14 protein-coding genes are annotated in these 17089 nt (G+C 57.7%); 4 read left to right on the top strand and 10 right to left on the bottom strand.

The features are described 5' to 3' along the window. Positions 1-32: 32 nt before the first annotated feature. Both A9G06_RS12455 and manA read right to left on the bottom strand, forming a co-directional pair. Positions 33-2729, bottom strand: a complete 2697-nt coding sequence (locus tag A9G06_RS12455) for a GH92 family glycosyl hydrolase (RefSeq protein ID WP_069555448.1) — start codon at positions 2727-2729, stop codon at positions 33-35. Positions 2730-3369: 640 nt separating this feature from the next. After that, positions 3370-4560: a mannose-6-phosphate isomerase, class I gene (gene manA / locus A9G06_RS12450; RefSeq protein ID WP_069555447.1), complete on the bottom strand. Its 1191-nt coding sequence runs from the start codon at positions 4558-4560 to the stop codon at positions 3370-3372. Positions 4561-4676: 116 nt separating this feature from the next. On the opposite strand from manA, the gene A9G06_RS12445 reads away from it, so the two are divergent. Then, a complete protein-coding gene (locus tag A9G06_RS12445; RefSeq protein ID WP_069555446.1) occupies positions 4677-5552 on the top strand; it encodes an AraC family transcriptional regulator in 876 nt (291 codons plus the stop codon). A 156-nt stretch (positions 5553-5708) separates the two neighbouring features. After that, positions 5709-6962 carry an NADP-dependent isocitrate dehydrogenase gene (icd, locus tag A9G06_RS12440; RefSeq protein ID WP_019446641.1) on the top strand — a complete coding sequence of 418 codons (1254 nt, stop codon included), beginning with the start codon at positions 5709-5711 and terminating at the stop codon, positions 6960-6962. A 72-nt stretch (positions 6963-7034) separates the two neighbouring features. Here the strand turns inward: icd and A9G06_RS21965 are convergent, their stop codons facing one another. From A9G06_RS21965 to dsdX, 3 genes are all read right to left on the bottom strand, one after another. Beyond that, entirely contained in the window at positions 7035-7211 is a 177-nt protein-coding gene (locus tag A9G06_RS21965) for a hypothetical protein (protein WP_005337712.1), read from the bottom strand. Positions 7212-7519: 308 nt separating this feature from the next. Continuing rightward, positions 7520-8851 carry a D-serine ammonia-lyase gene (locus tag A9G06_RS12435; protein ID WP_069555445.1) on the bottom strand — a complete coding sequence of 444 codons (1332 nt, stop codon included), beginning with the start codon at positions 8849-8851 and terminating at the stop codon, positions 7520-7522. Positions 8852-8867: 16 nt separating this feature from the next. Further along, on the bottom strand, positions 8868-10205 hold the full coding sequence (dsdX, locus tag A9G06_RS12430; RefSeq protein ID WP_069555444.1) for a D-serine transporter DsdX: 1338 nt from the start codon (positions 10203-10205) through the stop codon (positions 8868-8870). A 223-nt stretch (positions 10206-10428) separates the two neighbouring features. On the opposite strand from dsdX, the gene dsdC reads away from it, so the two are divergent. After that, positions 10429-11373 (top strand): DNA-binding transcriptional regulator DsdC, encoded by a 945-nt coding sequence (gene dsdC, locus A9G06_RS12425; RefSeq protein WP_069555443.1) that lies wholly within the window; start codon positions 10429-10431, stop codon positions 11371-11373. 168 nt (positions 11374-11541) lie between these two features. Here dsdC and A9G06_RS21960 read toward each other — a convergent pair whose 3' ends face one another. From A9G06_RS21960 to A9G06_RS12415, 3 genes are all read right to left on the bottom strand, one after another. Next, positions 11542-11718, bottom strand: coding sequence for a hypothetical protein (locus tag A9G06_RS21960; RefSeq protein ID WP_005337704.1), 177 nt, complete (start codon positions 11716-11718; stop codon positions 11542-11544). A gap of 311 nt (positions 11719-12029) precedes the next feature. After that, on the bottom strand, positions 12030-12479 hold the full coding sequence (locus A9G06_RS12420; RefSeq protein ID WP_069555442.1) for an NlpC/P60 family protein: 450 nt from the start codon (positions 12477-12479) through the stop codon (positions 12030-12032). Between the two features lie 194 nt (positions 12480-12673). Next, entirely contained in the window at positions 12674-13582 is a 909-nt protein-coding gene (locus tag A9G06_RS12415; protein ID WP_005337702.1) for a hydrogen peroxide-inducible genes activator, read from the bottom strand. A 146-nt stretch (positions 13583-13728) separates the two neighbouring features. On the opposite strand from A9G06_RS12415, the gene A9G06_RS12410 reads away from it, so the two are divergent. Further along, positions 13729-14331 (top strand): peroxiredoxin C, encoded by a 603-nt coding sequence (locus tag A9G06_RS12410; RefSeq protein WP_005337701.1) that lies wholly within the window; start codon positions 13729-13731, stop codon positions 14329-14331. A 247-nt stretch (positions 14332-14578) separates the two neighbouring features. On the opposite strand, the gene A9G06_RS12405 is transcribed toward A9G06_RS12410, so the two are convergent. Next, a complete protein-coding gene (locus A9G06_RS12405) occupies positions 14579-15544 on the bottom strand; it encodes an alpha-L-glutamate ligase-like protein (RefSeq protein ID WP_069555441.1) in 966 nt (321 codons plus the stop codon). Positions 15545-15547: 3 nt separating this feature from the next. After that, positions 15548-17086, bottom strand: a complete 1539-nt coding sequence (locus A9G06_RS12400) for an inactive transglutaminase family protein (RefSeq protein WP_005337699.1) — start codon at positions 17084-17086, stop codon at positions 15548-15550. Positions 17087-17089 lie beyond the last annotated feature (3 nt).

Here is a 17089-nt window from a genome sequence, read left to right as displayed (position 1 = left end):
ATGGGGGAGGAAGTCCTCCCCCGAACAGGTGATTAACGGGAACCGGCAGGCAGGTCGCCTTCGTGCAGGAAGGTGCCGATACCTTGCGCGGGCGGCAGATCTTCCGGCTGGCTGGCCCAGTTCTGGTTGGGGCTATCGCCCATCACGAATTCAAGCTTGCCGCCACTGAGGATTTCCTCATGGGTGAGGTAGCTGCGATTGAACTCGCTGCCATTGAGGCGAGCGGACTGGATGTAGATGTTGTCGCGGCTGACATTCTGGGCCGTGACGGTGAACTGCTTGCCCGCACCCACATCGAGCGAGGCGGTTTCGAACATGGGGGTGCCAATCTCGTAGATGCCGGAGGAGGCATTGACCGGGAAGAAGCCCAGCGCCCGGAACACGAACCAGGCAGAGAGGGTGCCAAAGTCATCGTTGCCACAGATGCCGTCAGGGGTGTTCTTGTAGCAGACGTTGGTGGCTGCCACGATGGCGGCCTGTCCCTTCCAGGGCTGTCCTACGTAGTTGTAGAGGTAGGGCACATGGATATCGGGCTCGTTGCCCTGCACATGCTGTCCCACGTTGCCGGTGTTGAATACCGGGAACTGGTTGTCGCCAGCGTTGCGATCCGGATAGGTGCTCCAATACTCGTCCAGCCGTTTGGCAAACAGTTCGCCCCGTTTGGCCTGAGGATTCTGGGTCTGGTCGAACCGGGTCATCAGATCGACCAGGCCATGAATGTCATGTTGAACGCTGAAGGCGTATTGCCAACCGTTGGACTCGGCGAATGACCAGTTGAACATGTCGGGGCGCCAATCCTTGCCCACTGCCCGGCCGGTTTTCGGGTCTACCCAACCGGCATCAATGAAGTTGCCAGCGTAGTCGCGGGCCTTGAACCACCCCTTGTACTGCTTGCCGCCAAAGTCAAACTGCGCCTGCCAGTTCTTGGATCGATCGGCAAACTCCTGATAGCGGGGGTCACTTTCACCAAATACTGCCTTGATCGATTGGGCGATCGCCCAGTCATTCATGGAGTACTCCAGCGAGTAGGATGAGGTCCAGGCATCCTTGAAGGGGGAGTGCGATTCCCAGTCATTGCCCGGCGGAGTGTCATGCAACTGGGCAGGCACATAGCCTTGCTGCTCGTACTCCTTGATCCAGGCAACCCCCTGGCTGGTGGCTGCGCGGGCGTCGGTGATCATGGCTGTCACCAGTCGTTCCTTGATCTCCTGACGTTCCGCATCACTGAAGCCCAGCGCGATCATCCGTCTGTCCAGCGAGCCTTTGGAGAGCACGTCGTGGATCACCGGCGTGGAGTGCATCCCCATCATCATGCCGGTCTCGTTACCCTTGAAGGTCCACTCCGGCAATCTGCCCTTGCGCAGGTTGCCCAGATCGTCCATCCACTCCTCCTCGGCGTAGGAGAGCATGGAGAGCACCACATCGGCGAGGCGATCCGGCTCCAGCAGTGACGAGATGGGTTGTACTGCGCGGTAGGTGTCCCACAGGGAGAAGGTGTCGTAACGGGTAAAGTCCGCTTTGCCATCCCGGTTGGCATCGGCGGTGCGTACCGACTCCTTGAGGGTATCGATCTGCTCGCCCCACGGCGTGTTGCCATCCGGGTAGGCATTGCGTCCCTGATGGACCTGGCGGTAACGCCCGTCCAGATCGGAGTGGATGGTCTGGCCCAGATAGGTGTGGTAGAGCGCGGTATAGAAGGTCTGTTTGTACTCCTCATCCCCACTGACCCGGATCTTGCCCAGCTCCTCTTCCCATTTTTGGGTGGCGGCCTGACGGACATCGTCAAACGACATGTTGGCCACTTCGGTCATGTTGAGTGAGGCGCCAGCGTTGCCATCCCGGCCGATCTCGACGTTGGAGAGGGCCACCTTGGCCTCGACGGCCAGGCCCTTATCTGCGGTATCAAATTCCACATAGGCCCGAGCGTACTGATATTTGCCTCGGGTCTCGTTGCCGATCTCGGTGGTGCCTTCCGGCAGGTCCAGATAGCGGTTTTGGTCTTTGTCGAAGTAAGCGAAGCGGATGTTTTTGATGGGCTGGTCGAACTCCATCACGAAGAACTCTTTCTGGCTGGGGGCCCAGCCGTCGGAGAAGCGATGGCCCTCGATCCGGTTGTGGGTTTTGTCCCATTTCAGATAGGAGTCGGAGGTATAGTCCCAGTTGACCTTGAAGCCGAGGTTGACCACGATTTCCGACTTTTTATCCTGCGGGAAGGTGTAGCGATGAACACCCACTCGATCCGAGGCAGTCAGCTCGGCCTTGATCCCGTAATCCTTCAGATTGACCTTGTAGTAGCCCGCCGTTGCCTCTTCATCCTTGTGGCTGTAGCGGGAGGCCTCCAGATTCAGTGAGGCCGACCCCTCGTTCAGCATGAAATTGGAGCGGGAGTTGATCGGCATCACCAGAATATCGTTGAGATCTCCGGCTCCGGCCCCCGAGAGGTGAGTGTGGGAAAACCCGGCGAGGCGGTTGTCATGGTAGTAATAGCCTGAGATATATTCCCAGCCGTTGGCTCCGTTGTTGGGCGACAGCTGCACCATGCCATGCGGGGTCGTGGCGCCGGGATAGGTGTTACCCAGATTTCCTGTGCCAATAAACGGATTAACGTAACGGGAGACGCCGGTCTCTTTATTGTTATCGACAGCGGTATCCGAGTCATTTTGACAGCCGGATATACCAACCAGGCCAGCCAGTACGGCACACGCAAGTAAGGAACGTTTCAGTTTCATATTTGTCGCCACAGGTTAATGAAAGTAGGGTATCGAACGTATAAAAACAGATAATGCAGAACGCTGGGCCAGCCAATGAATATCTGCCGGATGAGAGGGCCATCTGCATGTATTATCCCGGCTGCCACTGGATAGTCAGAGTGACAGGGGAAAATATCAGCCAGATAAAATGGATAGTGAAAACGATCTGGCCATACAGGCGGAAAAATAAAAACGCAGGGAAATAACAGGCATCCATAGCCTGATTTAAAAAATCGCCCCTTACATTGATGAAGTAAGTGGCTGAGCTGTGTTACATCTGGAATATATAAATGCTCTTAAATGTCTTTCCTGCTGCCTGTAAATTAACGGTTTCTATTATTTCGTTGATTAATATCCTGGGACAGAGGAAAAAAATGGCATTAACTGGATTTTTATGACGTGTGGGGAAGGGTGTGAGCTGGCTCGCATAACCGCAGGGTGGCGTGACCACGGAGGCTAAATGATATTAATCATTATAAGTCAGCGTGTTATTCTTCGACGTTGAGTTGAATGACCGATTTTGTGAGTCGTACCGGGCTCCACATGGTCAGATGAGCTGAAAAAAAGGGCCCTGCAGGGCCCTTTGAACAGAGGGTGATGAGCCGATGGCCCACCAGGATCAGCGGTTGCTGGCGCGGGCAAAACGCCCTTCAGCCGTCACGCGATAATCGCCGGTGCTGGCGGGTACAAATGCAGATTGCCCTATGGTCAGTGTCAGACGCTCGCCATCCTGGCCAATGAGGGTGATGGGCCCATCGATGGCGAACAGGATCTCGGCATTGCCGGTGGTGAGGGCATGTTCGCCTGCGCCATACACGCTGAAGGTGAAGTCCGGTACCGGTACATCGAAGTGCTGTACTGTGCCTTCCATACGGGGGCTGAGCAGGATCTGGTCATCCGGTTTGGCGACGCAGCGGGTGCAGACCAGCAGCTCCGGCACATCCATGTATTTGGGGGTCAGACCGGCACGCAGCACGTTGTCCGAGTTGGCCATGATCTCGAGGCCAGTGCCGTGAATGTAGGCGTGGGGGGTCTGGGCATCGAGGAACATCGCCTGACCCGGCTCAAGCGTCACCACGTTGAGCAGCAACGGCGAGAAGAGTCCCACATCCCCCGGGTACTGGTTGGCCAGCTTGCTGATGGTGGCGAAAGTCTCTTCATCCTGATGGGCGGCGGCATAGGCCAGCAGGCCAGCCAGCGCCTCGTCCTTGCGATCACCGCTGAGGATCAGCAATTGGTGGAAGAAGTGCTGCAGGCCAGCTTCATCCTGTGACTGGCGCAGCACCGCGGTCAGGTCGACCAGTGCGGGCAGCGCCATGCGATCGAACAGGACCAGGATGGCCGGGATGGCGCGAAAGCCGTTCATCGCCTGATAGCGGGTGAGGGCAAAGACCAGCTCCGGCTTGTGGTTCGGATCCTTGTAGTTGCGGTTGCTCGCCTTGATATCGATGCCGGCGGCCTCTTCTCTGGCAAAACCGGCTTCGGCCTGTGCCTTGCTCGGGTGCACCTGAATGGAGAGGGCTTGCTCGGCGCAGAGCACCTTGAACAGGAAGGGGAGTGAGCCGAAACGAGCCTGGGTAGCTTCGCCCAACATGGCGACGGGGTTGGCGTCAATCAGGCTGGAAAGCTTCACGGTCTCGCCTGCCAGGGTCACTTCGGAGCAGCCATTGGGGTGAGCGCCCATCCACAGTTCAGCTTGTGGTTTGCCTTCGGGATTTTTGATGCCAAACAGCGTGGTCAGGGAATCACGACTGCCCCAGACATAATCCTGGATCGGGTTGCACATTAGAAAAAACGGCGGGTAGCTCATGGATGGCTCCTTGTATCAGAACGATTTTTTGGGAATTTCAGTCTGGCGCGGACTATAGCATGGCAGGGGCAGCGCACCGCAATCGGTTGCTCTCTGCATCTTGATCAGGATCATTCATGAGTATCATCTTTACCCAGCTGTTGGACGGCTTTCTAAGTGAGGGGGGCGGCTTTGAGAAGGTGTTGTTTGCCTCTGACAAAGGGGTGCCTCCCTGCTTCAGTTATCAGGTCAATTTTCCGCGTCTCGAGCTGGTCTTCAGCGGCCACTATCTCAACCAGATCTGGTCCCCGGAAGGGGATGTGCAGTCGGTACAGATGGGGCCGCGGGAGGCGATGTACATTCCCCCCAACGGCTGGAACAAGCCGGATTGGGACAATGACTGTTCCGTGCTCAGCCTGTTGTTCGGCAAGCGTCAGATAGGGTTCAGTCTGGTGAGCAAGCACAAGGGAGACACCGGCTTCTTCGATGTGCAGAAGCACAGTATTCAGGCCGGTGCCGGACGGGCGCTCGATCATATCCTGCTCTCCCTCAACACCCTTGCGCAGGAGCCGATAAGGGCACCGATGGACAATCACCTGCTGCAGGCGCTGCTCAGTTACTCACGGCAGTTGCTGGTGGAGTCGGAGAGCGGTCGTCCTCGTGGCTCCGATCTTTTTCACGGCATCTGCATCTACATTCAGGAAAATTTCCACCGCCCCATCAGTCGCGAATGCATCGCCGCCCGCTTCAATCTTTCCCCCAGCCACCTCTCACGCCTGTTCCGCCAGCAGGGGCACATGCGGCTGGCGGACTACATCAGCTGGGTACGGCTTGAGCGGGCCAAGTTCATGCTCAAGAAGTATCGCTTCCGCCTCGAAGAGGTCGCCAATCGCTGCGGGTTTACCGACGTGAACTACTTCTGCCGGGTGTTCAAACAGAAGACCGGCTTGACCCCTTCCCAGTACCGCTCCCTGAGTCAGCCGCAGGCGGTGGCCAGCGAGCTGGAGGGATAACTGGGCGAGGTCGGAGAGGCGTGGTGACGGCGTACTGGCGAGTGGCTACCTCTTTGGTCTGACATGCTTTCTTGTCGTTTTATTATGAAAATGAATGGGCTAAGATGGCCGCGCGCAACAAACAAGTTGATAACAAACGGAAGTTAGGAGATGCCGATGGAAAGCAAAGTAGTAATCCCGACCCAGGGTCAGAAAATCACAGTCGATGCCAACGGCAAGCTGCAGGTTCCCAACCATCCGATCATTCCGTTTATTGAAGGGGATGGCATCGGTGTTGACGTAACCCCGGCCATGTTGAATGTGGTGAATGCTGCGGTCGAGAAAGCCTACAAGGGCGAGCGCAAGATCGCCTGGATGGAGATCTATACCGGCGAGAAATCGACTCATGTTTATGGTGAAGGTGCCTGGCTGCCGGCCGAAACCCTGGATTTCATTCGTGAATATTGCGTGGCCATCAAGGGCCCGCTGACTACTCCGGTCGGTGGCGGTATTCGCTCCCTCAACGTAGCCCTGCGTCAGGAGCTGGATCTCTACATCTGCCTGCGTCCGGTGCGTTACTACGACGGCACCCCGAGCCCGGTGAAGCGTCCTGATCTGACCGACATGGTGATCTTCCGCGAAAACGCCGAAGACATCTACGCCGGTATCGAGTGGAAGGCCGACAGCGTTGAAGCGAACAAGGTGATCGCCTTCCTGCAAAACGAAATGGGCGTGAAGAAAATTCGCTTCCCCGAGTCCTGCGGGATCGGCATCAAGCCGATGTCCAAAGCCGGTACCGAGCGTCTGGTGCGTGCCGCCATCGAGTATGCCATCGACAACGATCGCGACTCCGTGACTCTGGTGCACAAGGGCAACATCATGAAGTTCACCGAAGGTGCCTTCAAGGATTGGGGCTATGCTCTGGCCCAGAACGAGTACGGTGCCCAGCTGATCGATGGCGGCCCCTGGTGCTCCTTCAAGAACCCGAAAACCGGCAAGACCATCGTCATCAAGGATGTCATCGCCGACGCCTTCCTGCAGCAGATCCTGCTGCGTCCGGCCGAGTATGACGTCATCGCCTGTATGAACCTCAACGGTGACTACATCTCCGATGCGCTGGCTGCTCAGGTAGGCGGTATCGGCATCGCACCGGGTGCCAACATCGGCGACGGCGTGGCCCTGTTCGAGGCAACTCACGGTACTGCACCGAAATATGCCGGTCAGGACAAGGTCAACCCGGGCTCCCTGATCCTCTCCGCCGAGATGATGCTGCGCCACATGGGCTGGGTTGAAGCGGCCGATCTCATCATCAAGGGGATGGAAGCTGCGATCCGCAACAAGACCGTCACCTATGACTTCGAGCGTCTGATGGAAGGGGCCACCCTGCGCTCCTGCTCCCAGTTTGCTCAGGACATGATCGACCAGATGTAATTTGCTGCTTGCCAGAAACGCAAAACCGGCGCCATGTGCGCCGGTTTTTTTATCGCGAAAGAGTGAAGGGGCTTATTGCGCCTGCTCTACGTGTTGCTGATAGCGTTGCTGCCATTTGCTGGTTTCTGCTTCATCACCCTGGGCCTTCCAGAAGGCGCAGATGGTGTTGGCAAGTTCCGAAGCCATCGCGTGATCTCCGTCACGTCGACTCATCAGATAATCTCCCAGCCAGCTTTGATATTGTTTCATTACCCGATCTCCTTATCTCATGTGCCCTTGAGGGTGCCCACCTTGACGGGAGCCTGTCGGCTCATCCTGGGGGGAACATCATCAGGCATGATGGTGCAAAGTCACGACCCGGGCAGAGAGCCCGATGGGCAATCTGGCGGCGAACGTGACGCGAGATGTCAAAAAATGAGCGCCATTTTAGCACAAACTGACCAACTTGGGGAAATTGTCGCCATGGATTGCGACATAACTGCCCCATCCCCTTGTTCCCAAAACAGAAAACCCGCCGTGATGGCGGGTTGATTTGCAGATAAATGTGGCAAAACAGCCTAGATCTTGGCGCTGGCCAGGTACTTTGCCATCTCTTCGGCGGGCACCATGCCACCGCCGGTGGCCCACACCAGATGGGTGGCCTGTGCCATGGTTGCGGCATTGAAACCGCGCCCGGTGAGCCACTCTGGATTGGCAGCCACCCGCCACGGGCCAGCCATACCAGCCAGAGCGGAGGGCTCGAGTGTGATCTGCTCATCGCGCGCCAGCAGTCCGAGCAGGTCATACATCTCCTGATCGCTCAGGGTGTAGAAGCCATCAAGCAGCCGTTCCATGGCGCGGCCGACGAAGCCGGAGGCGCGTCCTACCGCGAGGCCATCGGCTGCGGTGAGGTTATCGATGCCCAGATCCTGCACCGCAATGGCATCGTGCAATCCGGTGTGGACCCCCAGCAACATGCAGGGGGAGTGAGTGGGCTCGGCGAAGAAGCAGTGAACGTTATCCCCGAACGCCAGCTTGAGACCAAAGGCCACGCCGCCCGGGCCGCCACCCACGCCGCAAGGGAGGTAGACGAACAGCGGGTGGTCGGCATCCACCTTGATACCCATCTGGTCGAACTGCTTTTTCACCCGCTCGCCCGCTACCGAGTAGCCGAGGAACAGGGTGCGGGAGTTCTCATCGTCGATAAAGAAGCAGTTGGGATCGCGATCGGCCTCTTTGCGTCCCTGTTCCACCGCCACCCCGTAATCTTCGGCATATTCGACCACGATGACGCCGTGTTCACGCAGCTTGCGCTTCTTCCACTCCCGCGCATCGGCTGACATGTGGACGGTGACGGTAAAGCCCAGCTTGGCGCTCATGATGCCGATGGACATGCCAAGGTTGCCAGTGGAGCCCACTGCGATGCTGTACTGGCTGAAGAACTGGCGAAACTCGTCGCTGAACAGTTTGCGATAGTCATCCTCTTCCCGCAGCAGACCAGCCTTGATCGCCAACTGTTCGGCGTGAGTCAGCACCTCGTAGATACCGCCTCGCGCCTTGATGGAGCCGGAGATGGGCAGGTGGCTATCTTTTTTGAGCAGCAGTCGACCGGTGACCTCAACCCCGTAGCGACGGTTGAGCGTGGCCTGCATCGCCGGAATAGCGGCGATGTCGGACTCCAGAATGCCGTTGTTGGCACGGGTCTCGGGGAAGGCTTCGCACATGTAGGGGGCGAAGCGGGCCAGCCGGGCGGAAGCGTCCGCCACATTGTTGTTATCGAGCCCCACATAGGGCAGACCGGCAGCCAGAGTGGTGGTGTTGGGGTTGAACCAGGTGACTGGCTCAAGCGCGATCAGGGATTGCACCAGTGAAAATTGCGCTGTGAGCTGTTGGACGTCGATGTTTTTCATAGTGTTCTCGGTCTTGTTACACGATAAAGGAGAGCAGGAAAGTACCGGCCAGCGCCATCAGGGAGGCGACCAAGGTGGCGGTGGTGTAGTACTTGAGCGTTTCGTTCAGGGTGGCGCCGCAATACTGCTTGACCAGCCAGAACAGAGAGTCAGTCACCATGGTGCAGCCAATAGCACCGGAGCCGATGGCCAGGGTCATGATCTCCGGGCTGATATCCGGGTAGTGCACCATGATGGGGGAGACGATGGCGGTGGCGCCCATCATGGCAACGGTGGCGGAGCCCACGGCGGCGTGCAGCACGATAGCCACCAGCCAGGCCAGCAGAATGGGGTGCATATCCAGCTGTGAGAGGATAGTGGCCAGACTATCGCCCAGGCCACTTACCTTGAGTACGCCGTTGAAGGCGCCGCCCGCCCCGATGATGAGCAGGATATTGGCGATGGAGGAGAAGCACTCCTCGGTCTTGTTAAGCAGTCCCTCCATCTTCATCTGCTGGCGGATCCCCAGCACGTAGTAGGCGGTGAAGGCAGCGATAAACATGGCGGTGATAGGGTTGCCGATAAACTCCAGCACGGTGTAGAGGTGGCTGGCGTGATCCATATTGAGCTCAGCGACCGTCTTGGCCAGCATCAGCAGGATGGGCAGCAGCACGGTGAAGAGCGAGGCGCTTAAGGTCGGGAGAGTTGCTTCATCGCGGGCCTTGATGTCGGCAAAGGCAGCGGGTACCTCCTTGAACGGAATCCGGTTGCCCAGCAGTTTGAGGAACAGGGGGCCACCGATAAGCGAGGCAAACAGGCCGACCGCCAGACCATAGACGATGACGGAACCCACATCGGCGCCCAGCTGATTGGTGACATAGAGGGCTGCCGGGTGGGGCGGCACTATGCAGTGCACGGCCATCAGGGCGGTGCAGAGCGGAATGGCCAGCTTGAGTAGCGAGGTGTTGGTCTTGCGGGCGATGGAGAAGGCGAGCGGGATCAGCAACACCACCCCGACTTCGACAAACAGGGTGATGCCGCACACCAGACCCACCAGCACCATGATGACCTGAGGCGAAAGCCAGCGGCATCTCTGCAGGGCGAGGCCGATGCGCTCTGCAGCCCCAGACACCTCCATCATCTTGCCAAGTATGGTGCCAAGACCAATGACGGCGGCGAGAAAACCGAGGGTGCCACCAATGCCCGCTTCCATGGCGTTGACCATCTTGAGGGGCTCCATCCCCATCAGGGTGCCGACATAGAAGCTGGCCAGCAGCAGGGCAAGGAAAGGATGCACCTTGCCCTTCACTATGGTGACCACGATAAGAACGATGCTACTTAGCAAGGTAGCGATGACCCATACCTCTGAACTCATACTGCGCCTCGACATCTATTGTTTGTGATTGTTTATGCGCTTATTGAATGAAAATGAGGCGGGGCTGACAAATGATGAAATTGACCACTTGGGTGAGCTGAGGTGATGCAAAGGCGCTACATTGGTCACAATTTATCTAAATCACACTCTTTGGGTCTTTTGACTTCATCCTGAAGGTGGCCTGTGGGTGTATCATCGGTGGCCATTGCGAAGAGGGGGATGAATGTATAACGGGGATAATTACATATCGCGCAACAAGCTGCTGAGTGGCTACCAGCTGGCCAAGCTGCACACCTTCGAGGCGGCCGCCCGCCACGGATCCTTTGCCATGGCAGCAGATGAGTTGTCGCTGAGCCCCAGTGCCGTGAGTCACCGGATCAGCGCGCTGGAAGAGGAGCTGGGGTTCAAGCTCTTTGAGCGTTTTCACCGCAAGGTGGTACTGACGGCGGATGGGCAGCGGGTGTTCTGGGCGCTCAAATCTTCGCTGGAGTTCATCAATCAGGAGATCCTGGAGATCAAGAATCAGGAGCTCTCCGGCACCCTGACCATCTATTCGCGCCCCTCTATCGCCCAGTGCTGGCTGGTGCCCAGGTTGGCTGATTTCTCCCGCCTGCATCCGCAGATCGAGCTCAATATCATCACCGGCAACGAGAACATCAACCTGCATGGTTATGGCATCGATTTGACCCTCTATTTCGATGAGAAGAGCCAGGAGCGGCTTGCCATCCACCCACTGATGGATGAGTACATGCTGCCGGTCTGCAGCCCGGAATATGCCGAGCAGCACGGGCTTGTCGGCAATCCAGCCAACTTGTCCTTGTGCCGTTTGCTCCATGATCGGCAGGCATGGGGATTTCACTCGGATACTGACGAGTGGAGCAGTTGGGCTCGCCACGCCGGGGTCAGCCTCGAGGCATGTCAGCTGAGCATGGGTTTTGATCGTTCGGATCTCGCCATCATCGCCGCCATGAATCACGCCGGGATCGCCATGGGGCGCAAGAATCTGGTGAGCAAGCGACTGGCCCGCAACGAGCTGGTGGCCCCTTTTGCCGGGCTGGAGATCAAGTGCGAGCAGCGTTATTACATGGCGACCCTGCCCAATCGGGCGTGTCCCAAGATCCAGGCCTTTATCGACTGGGCGCAGAAAATGGCTGCCGAGATGGAATGAACAGAGGCCGGTGCGCAAGAGCAAAATGAAGATGGTAAAGCGCGAGTGAACGAAGGTAGCGGTTTAACGTAGCGGGAAAATTAGGGGAGAGGGGTTGGCTGATGGTGGTTGGTCGCGAGTGGCCTTGCTGCCAACACCTGATGGCTGGCAGCAAGGCAACGGTCGGGATCAGGTGGTCTTTTCCAGATGGTTCTGGTAAATCTGCTGCCACTTGTCCAGTTCGTTTTCATCTCCCTGCTGCTGCCAGAACTCGCAGATGGAACTCGCCATCTCGCATGCCATGGCGTGGTCACCGTCACGGCGACTCATCAGGTATTGCCCCAGCCAGCTTTGATACTGTTTCATTGCACGATCTCCTTATCTATTTAACCCTTGATACTGCAGCTGTGGGACACCCGTCCGGCAGTGTCGCGCCACACTCCACTTTCGCCGCGCGCTGCTTGTTATTGCCTCGCTTGTTGTCAATCAGGACAGAGAGCGTATGAGAAAAAGGCGAAAGTGTTAAAAATTGGCCACCACCTTATCACAAAATGGTGTGATATGCAGGTTTTGGGGCCAATTGAGTTATAAGCGCGGGTTGTGTGTCCCGACATAGCGACAGGGATTGACGGAGAGTATCGGCACGCAACTTGTGCCGCAAGCAGGCGTTTGAGTGGTTACTGGGTCACCCGACGTGCCTGCCAGTAGCGACTGTTCCAGTAGACGTTGTCGAGGCGGGAGCGGATCACTCCCTTGCTGGTGGAGGCGTGAATAAACTCGCCGGCACCTGTGTAGACACCCACATGGTACTGCTGCCAGCCGGTTTTGAAGAAGACCAGATCCCCGTGTTGCAGCCGGTAGCGATCCACCGGTTTGCCAATGCTGGCCTGAGATTCGGTGGTTCTTGGCAGGTTGAAGCCCAGCACCTGACTGTAGGCGAGCTGGGTGAAGGCGGAGCAGTCTAGCCCGGCGCGGCTGGCGCCGCCCATGCGGTAGGGAACACCGCGCCACTGTTGGTAGAAGTCATCAAAGGCACTGCTCTGCCGGGGGGCCGGAGGTGGCTCCGGCGTGCTGGAGCAGGCGGCCAGCAGCAGAGTCAGCAGGGATAGCAGCAGCTTGCGATACATCGGGCTCTCTCCACGGACGGGTCTACCAAACGAGACATTTATCGAGCGCCATATCCTGCCAAATCGTTCTGTCGGCAGGAGGGCTCGCGACAACTTTTCCATCATAAACAGGGATCTGGCTCCAGACCTAGTCTCCGAGGGGAAAAATGTGGTGGGGAACTGAAAAACGCCAACCCGAGGGCTGGCGTTTGTTGTCACTCGTTGTGGCTGATCAGCGGTTTAAGCAGCTCGGCCAGTTTGTAGAAGGTCTGCACCCGGGTGGTGCTGGGGCGCCAGACCAGCCCAATCTCGCGATAGGAGGTCTCTCCCGGCAGCGGGATGGCCACCAGATCGGAGTTGGCAAGAATGCCGGCATCGATGGCCATCTGTGGCAGGAAGGTGGTGCCAAGACCCGCTTCCACCATCTGCACCAGGGTGTGCAGACTGGTTGCAGCAAACGGGTTGATCTTGCTTTTGTCCCGCAGGCGGCAGGCGCTCACTGCGTGCTCGGTGAGGCAGTGCTCCCGCTCCAGCAGGAAGATGCTCTGGTTGGGCAGCTCCTTGTAGTCGAACGGGGTATGCAGACCGGCCGCCATGCTGGCGGGCATCACCATGTGGAACGGATCCTGGCCGACGGTCTTGCAGTGAAATCCACCGATCTCGATGGGCAGGGCGAGGATCAGCAAGTCGAGCTGACCCTGTTCCAGCTGCTTGAGCAGATTGCTGGTGGTGTCTTCACGCAGCAACAATTCGAGGTCAGGATAGGTTTTGCTGCACTCTTTCAGCAGCTTGCTCAGTAGGAAGGGGGCGATGGTGGGAATGCAGCCAAGACGTACCGTCCCCTGCATCACACCACCCTGATGTTGCCCGAGCTCCATCAGATCCCGCGCATCGGAGAGCAAATTGCGAGCGCGCTCGACGATTTCCATGCCGACCGGGGTCATAATGAAGCTCTTGTGGTCCCGCTCCACCAGTTGCAGGTTCATCATGTCCTCCAGCGTCTGGATCCCGGTACTCAGGGTCGACTGGCTGACATGACAGGCCTTGGCGGCGCGGTTGAAGTTCTTGTGCTCATCGAGAGCGACCAGATATTGCAGCTGTTTGAGGCTGGGCCAACGTTGCATAGAAAAACCCGATTAATGCTATCTATTTAATTTGATTTAACTAATCTACCACCGGGTCTATAGTTTGTCGCTTGAATTAGATGGACTTGGCTCTAGGTAGCCCAATCCTCACCGGATTGTTCACTTCACATAAAGAGGAATTGAATATGGTATTGGTAGGCCGTCCCGCACCCGATTTTACCGCCGCAGCTGTTCTGGGTAATGGCGAGATCGTTGATTCATTCAACCTGTCATCCCACATCAAAGGCAAAGCTGCCGTTGTCTTCTTCTACCCGCTCGATTTCACCTTCGTCTGCCCGTCCGAGCTGATTGCCTTCGATCACCGTTATGAAGAGTTCCAGAAGCGTGGCGTGGAAGTGATCGGTGTTTCCATCGATTCCCAGTTCTCCCACAACGCATGGCGCAACACCAAAGTGGAAGATGGCGGTATCGGTCAGGTCAAGTACCCGCTGATCGCCGACGTGAAACACGAAATCTGCAAAGCCTATGACGTTGAGCATCCGGAAGCCGGTGTGGCGTTCCGTGGCTCCTTCCTGATCGACAAGAACGGTGTCGTTCGCCATCAGGTTGTCAACGATCTGCCGCTGGGCCGCAACATCGACGAGATGCTGCGCATGGTTGATGCCCTGCAATTCCACGAAGAGCACGGCGAAGTGTGCCCGGCTCAGTGGGAAAAAGGCAAAAAAGGTATGCAAGCCTCTCCGGACGGCGTTGCCAAGTACCTGTCCGAGAACGCTGACTCCCTGTAATCGGATCGTACTCTCCTTGAAAAACCGGTGCCTTGGCACCGGTTTTTTTATATCTGAGATTTCTCTATCCCCTGACATTGCGGTCACACTTTTCTCGCTCCATTGTTATGCCAAGCAGCCGTTCGCTGGCGTACTCGTTGTTTCGAAATGAGGTGCTGATCCGAATGGCTGGGTGGGGGGATATGCCGACAGACAATAGCCATAAAAAAAGCGCGCCACAGGCGCGCTCAGTTCACAAGCGGAGGCGTTATTCCTCAAAGATCCCGAAGTGATCCTTGGCGAAATTGACCCGTTGCTCCACGTTCATCTTCACCTGTCCCAGCTTCTCGATGGTCTTGAGGTTGGGCACCAGGCCGCGACCGTTGGCGATCTGGATGGCAAGGCCGGGGCGGGCGTTGAGCTCCAGCAGCATGGGGCCGCGGAACTTGTCCAGCACCATGTCAGTACCGATATAGCCCAGACCCGACATCTCGTAGCAGGAGGCGGCCAGAGTTAGCAGGGTATCCCAGTGGGGCACCTTGAGCTCATAGAGGTCGCGGCCGGTATCCGGATGGTGGCGCAGCGGATTGCCAAACTGCACCGCCCGCAGTGCACGACCGGTACGCAGGCACAGACCCACCCCCACGGCGCCCTGGTGCAGGTTCGCCTTGCCGTCCGAGGCGGCGGTGGAGAGGCGCATCATCGCCATCACCGGGAACCCCTTGAAGATGATGACCCGGGCATCAGGTACCCCTTCGAAGGAGTAGCCGTCGAACACATCATCAAAGTTGATGAGGCCTTCCACCAGCGCCACGTCGGGCTTGCCGCCGAGGGAATAGAGCCCCGCCAGAATGTTGGAGACATGGCGCTCCAGATCCTGACCGGTAGAAGCGCTGCCGTTGGGTTTATAGAAGAGGCCATCTTCCTGACGCAGGATCACCAAGATCCCCTTGCCGCCCGAGCCACGAGCCGGCTTGATGCAGAAGCCCGGCCAATCTTTTACCAGCTCGGTGATGCGACCCACATCGTGCTGGGCACGGATGGTACCGATCAGCTCAGGTACGGTAACGCCTGCATCCAGCGCAATTTGCTTGGTCTGCAGCTTGTCATCCACCAGCGGATAGAGGCTGCGCGGATTGTAGCGGCTGATGTAGGAGTGGTTGCGCTTGTTCATGCCGAGGATGCCTGATTGGGACAGGCTCCACGGGGTGGTGTATTTTTCCCAGAACCACATCGGTTACTTGTCCTTACCCGGGGTGACGCCAGATTTCATCTCGTCCACCAGCGGCTTGAAGCGCTTCAGTTCGCTCAGCTTGTAGCCGGTGTAGTTACCCATCAACAGCACGGTCGCCATCAGCACCAGCTGCAGGCCGAGGAAGTTGAAGGTGAGGTGACGAATTAGCTCGTTATCCATGGCCAGATAGGCGATGACTGCAACCAGCAGAGAGCCGCCGCCCTGGCGGAACACCTCTTTCGGGCCCTCTTCTTCCCACAGGATGGACATCCGTTCGATGGTCCAGGAGAGGATGATCATCGGGAAGAAGGTGATCTTCATACCGTCGGTCAGCCCCAGCTTGAAGGCGAACGCGGAGAAGATACCGATCATCGAGATAACCATGATGATGATGGCCGATATTCGGGCGACCAGCAGCAGGTTAAGCCGAGACAGATAGGAGCGAATGATGAGACCGGTGCCGACGATCAGCAGGAAGCCGATGAGACCGGTGACCAGCGAGGTCTGGATAAAGGCGACCGCGATCAGCACCGGCATAAAGGTACCTGAGGTCTTGATCCCCACCAGCACCCGCAGGAACACCACCATCAGCACGCCGATCGGGATCAGCAGCAAGCCCTTGAACAGGGTCTGCTCTTCCAGTGGCAGGCTGTGGATGGAGAAGTTCATCATCTCCGATTTTTCGAACTTCTGCGCCAGTGCCACGCTGACCGGCTGCTCCTGTTCGATCATCGAGAAGCTGACACGGGAGTTGTGACCACCGGTCACGTCCAGCAGGGCGCCGGAGTTGTATTCCCACAGCAGCAGGTTGGCCGGACGGCCCTGTTCACCGGTTTGCGGGTTAAACAGCTTGTAGTCGGTCGGGCTGTTGAATACCTGCAGGTAATCCACCAGCTCCTGACGACGGCGCCCATCTTCCAGATTCAGGGCATGCACCACGCGGGTGGGGACGTCAGCATTGTTGAGCAACTCGGCGATCAGGTTGGCGCGGCTCTTGTGCTTTTTCAGCAGCTCGGCATTCTGCTCCTGTTTCTCGATCTCTTTGATGATCTCGCGAGTCAGAGTGTAGCCGTCGGCAGAGCGCTCCTGTGCCCGCTCGAGGATCTGCTTCATCGCGGTGGCATAAGGCTCACTCTCGATCTGCTTCTCGATGGCAGGCGGCTGCGGATTGGCGGCCGGTTTGGCGTGGGCATCCGCCATCATGTCGACGCGGTAGTAGAGCTCCTGACGGCCAGAGGCGGTGCGGATGGACCACTCGGCGCGGGCATCGCCATCTTTCTCGACAAAGGAGAGGCCGTAGCCGGGGCTGGCGGCGTTCTCGTTCATCAGGGTGAAACCGGGCTGGGTGCCCGGAATGGCCAGGGAGGCGATCACCGGCTCACCGGTCGCCTCAAACTCCAGCTTGGCTTCGATGGACCAGATCTGGCGCTTTTCACCGGGCGTCAGCGGCACATCCAACGCGATATGGTGATAGATCGTCATCCCCAGGCCGACAATGTACAGCAGGGCTACCAGCAAATAGAACGGCTTACGGGAAACCATGGA

The sequence above is a fragment of the Aeromonas sp. DNP9 genome, assembly GCF_001728955.1.
Classification (GTDB): domain Bacteria; phylum Pseudomonadota; class Gammaproteobacteria; order Enterobacterales; family Aeromonadaceae; genus Aeromonas; species Aeromonas veronii.
Note: the sequence above shows the minus strand (reverse complement) of the source record. Positions and strands in the feature narration are given on the sequence as shown.

Excerpts from the sequence above, each read along its gene's own strand:
- A9G06_RS12415 (WP_005337702.1), bottom strand. The coding sequence starts at position 13,582 with ATGCAACGTTGGCCCAGCCTCAAACAGCTGCAATATCTGGTCGCTCTC.
- manA (WP_069555447.1), bottom strand. The coding sequence starts at position 4,560 with ATGAGCTACCCGCCGTTTTTTCTAATGTGCAACCCGATCCAGGATTAT.
- A9G06_RS21960 (WP_005337704.1), bottom strand. The coding sequence starts at position 11,718 with ATGAAACAGTATCAAAGCTGGCTGGGGCAATACCTGATGAGTCGCCGT.
- A9G06_RS21965 (WP_005337712.1), bottom strand. The coding sequence starts at position 7,211 with ATGAAACAATATCAAAGCTGGCTGGGAGATTATCTGATGAGTCGACGT.
- dsdC (WP_069555443.1), top strand. The coding sequence starts at position 10,429 with ATGTATAACGGGGATAATTACATATCGCGCAACAAGCTGCTGAGTGGC.
- A9G06_RS12400 (WP_005337699.1), bottom strand. The coding sequence starts at position 17,086 with ATGGTTTCCCGTAAGCCGTTCTATTTGCTGGTAGCCCTGCTGTACATT.
- icd (WP_019446641.1), top strand. The coding sequence starts at position 5,709 with ATGGAAAGCAAAGTAGTAATCCCGACCCAGGGTCAGAAAATCACAGTC.
- A9G06_RS12410 (WP_005337701.1), top strand. The coding sequence starts at position 13,729 with ATGGTATTGGTAGGCCGTCCCGCACCCGATTTTACCGCCGCAGCTGTT.
- A9G06_RS12405 (WP_069555441.1), bottom strand. The coding sequence starts at position 15,544 with ATGTGGTTCTGGGAAAAATACACCACCCCGTGGAGCCTGTCCCAATCA.
- A9G06_RS12435 (WP_069555445.1), bottom strand. The coding sequence starts at position 8,851 with ATGAAAAACATCGACGTCCAACAGCTCACAGCGCAATTTTCACTGGTG.
- A9G06_RS12455 (WP_069555448.1), bottom strand. The coding sequence starts at position 2,729 with ATGAAACTGAAACGTTCCTTACTTGCGTGTGCCGTACTGGCTGGCCTG.
- A9G06_RS12420 (WP_069555442.1), bottom strand. The coding sequence starts at position 12,479 with ATGTATCGCAAGCTGCTGCTATCCCTGCTGACTCTGCTGCTGGCCGCC.
- dsdX (WP_069555444.1), bottom strand. The coding sequence starts at position 10,205 with ATGAGTTCAGAGGTATGGGTCATCGCTACCTTGCTAAGTAGCATCGTT.
- A9G06_RS12445 (WP_069555446.1), top strand. The coding sequence starts at position 4,677 with ATGAGTATCATCTTTACCCAGCTGTTGGACGGCTTTCTAAGTGAGGGG.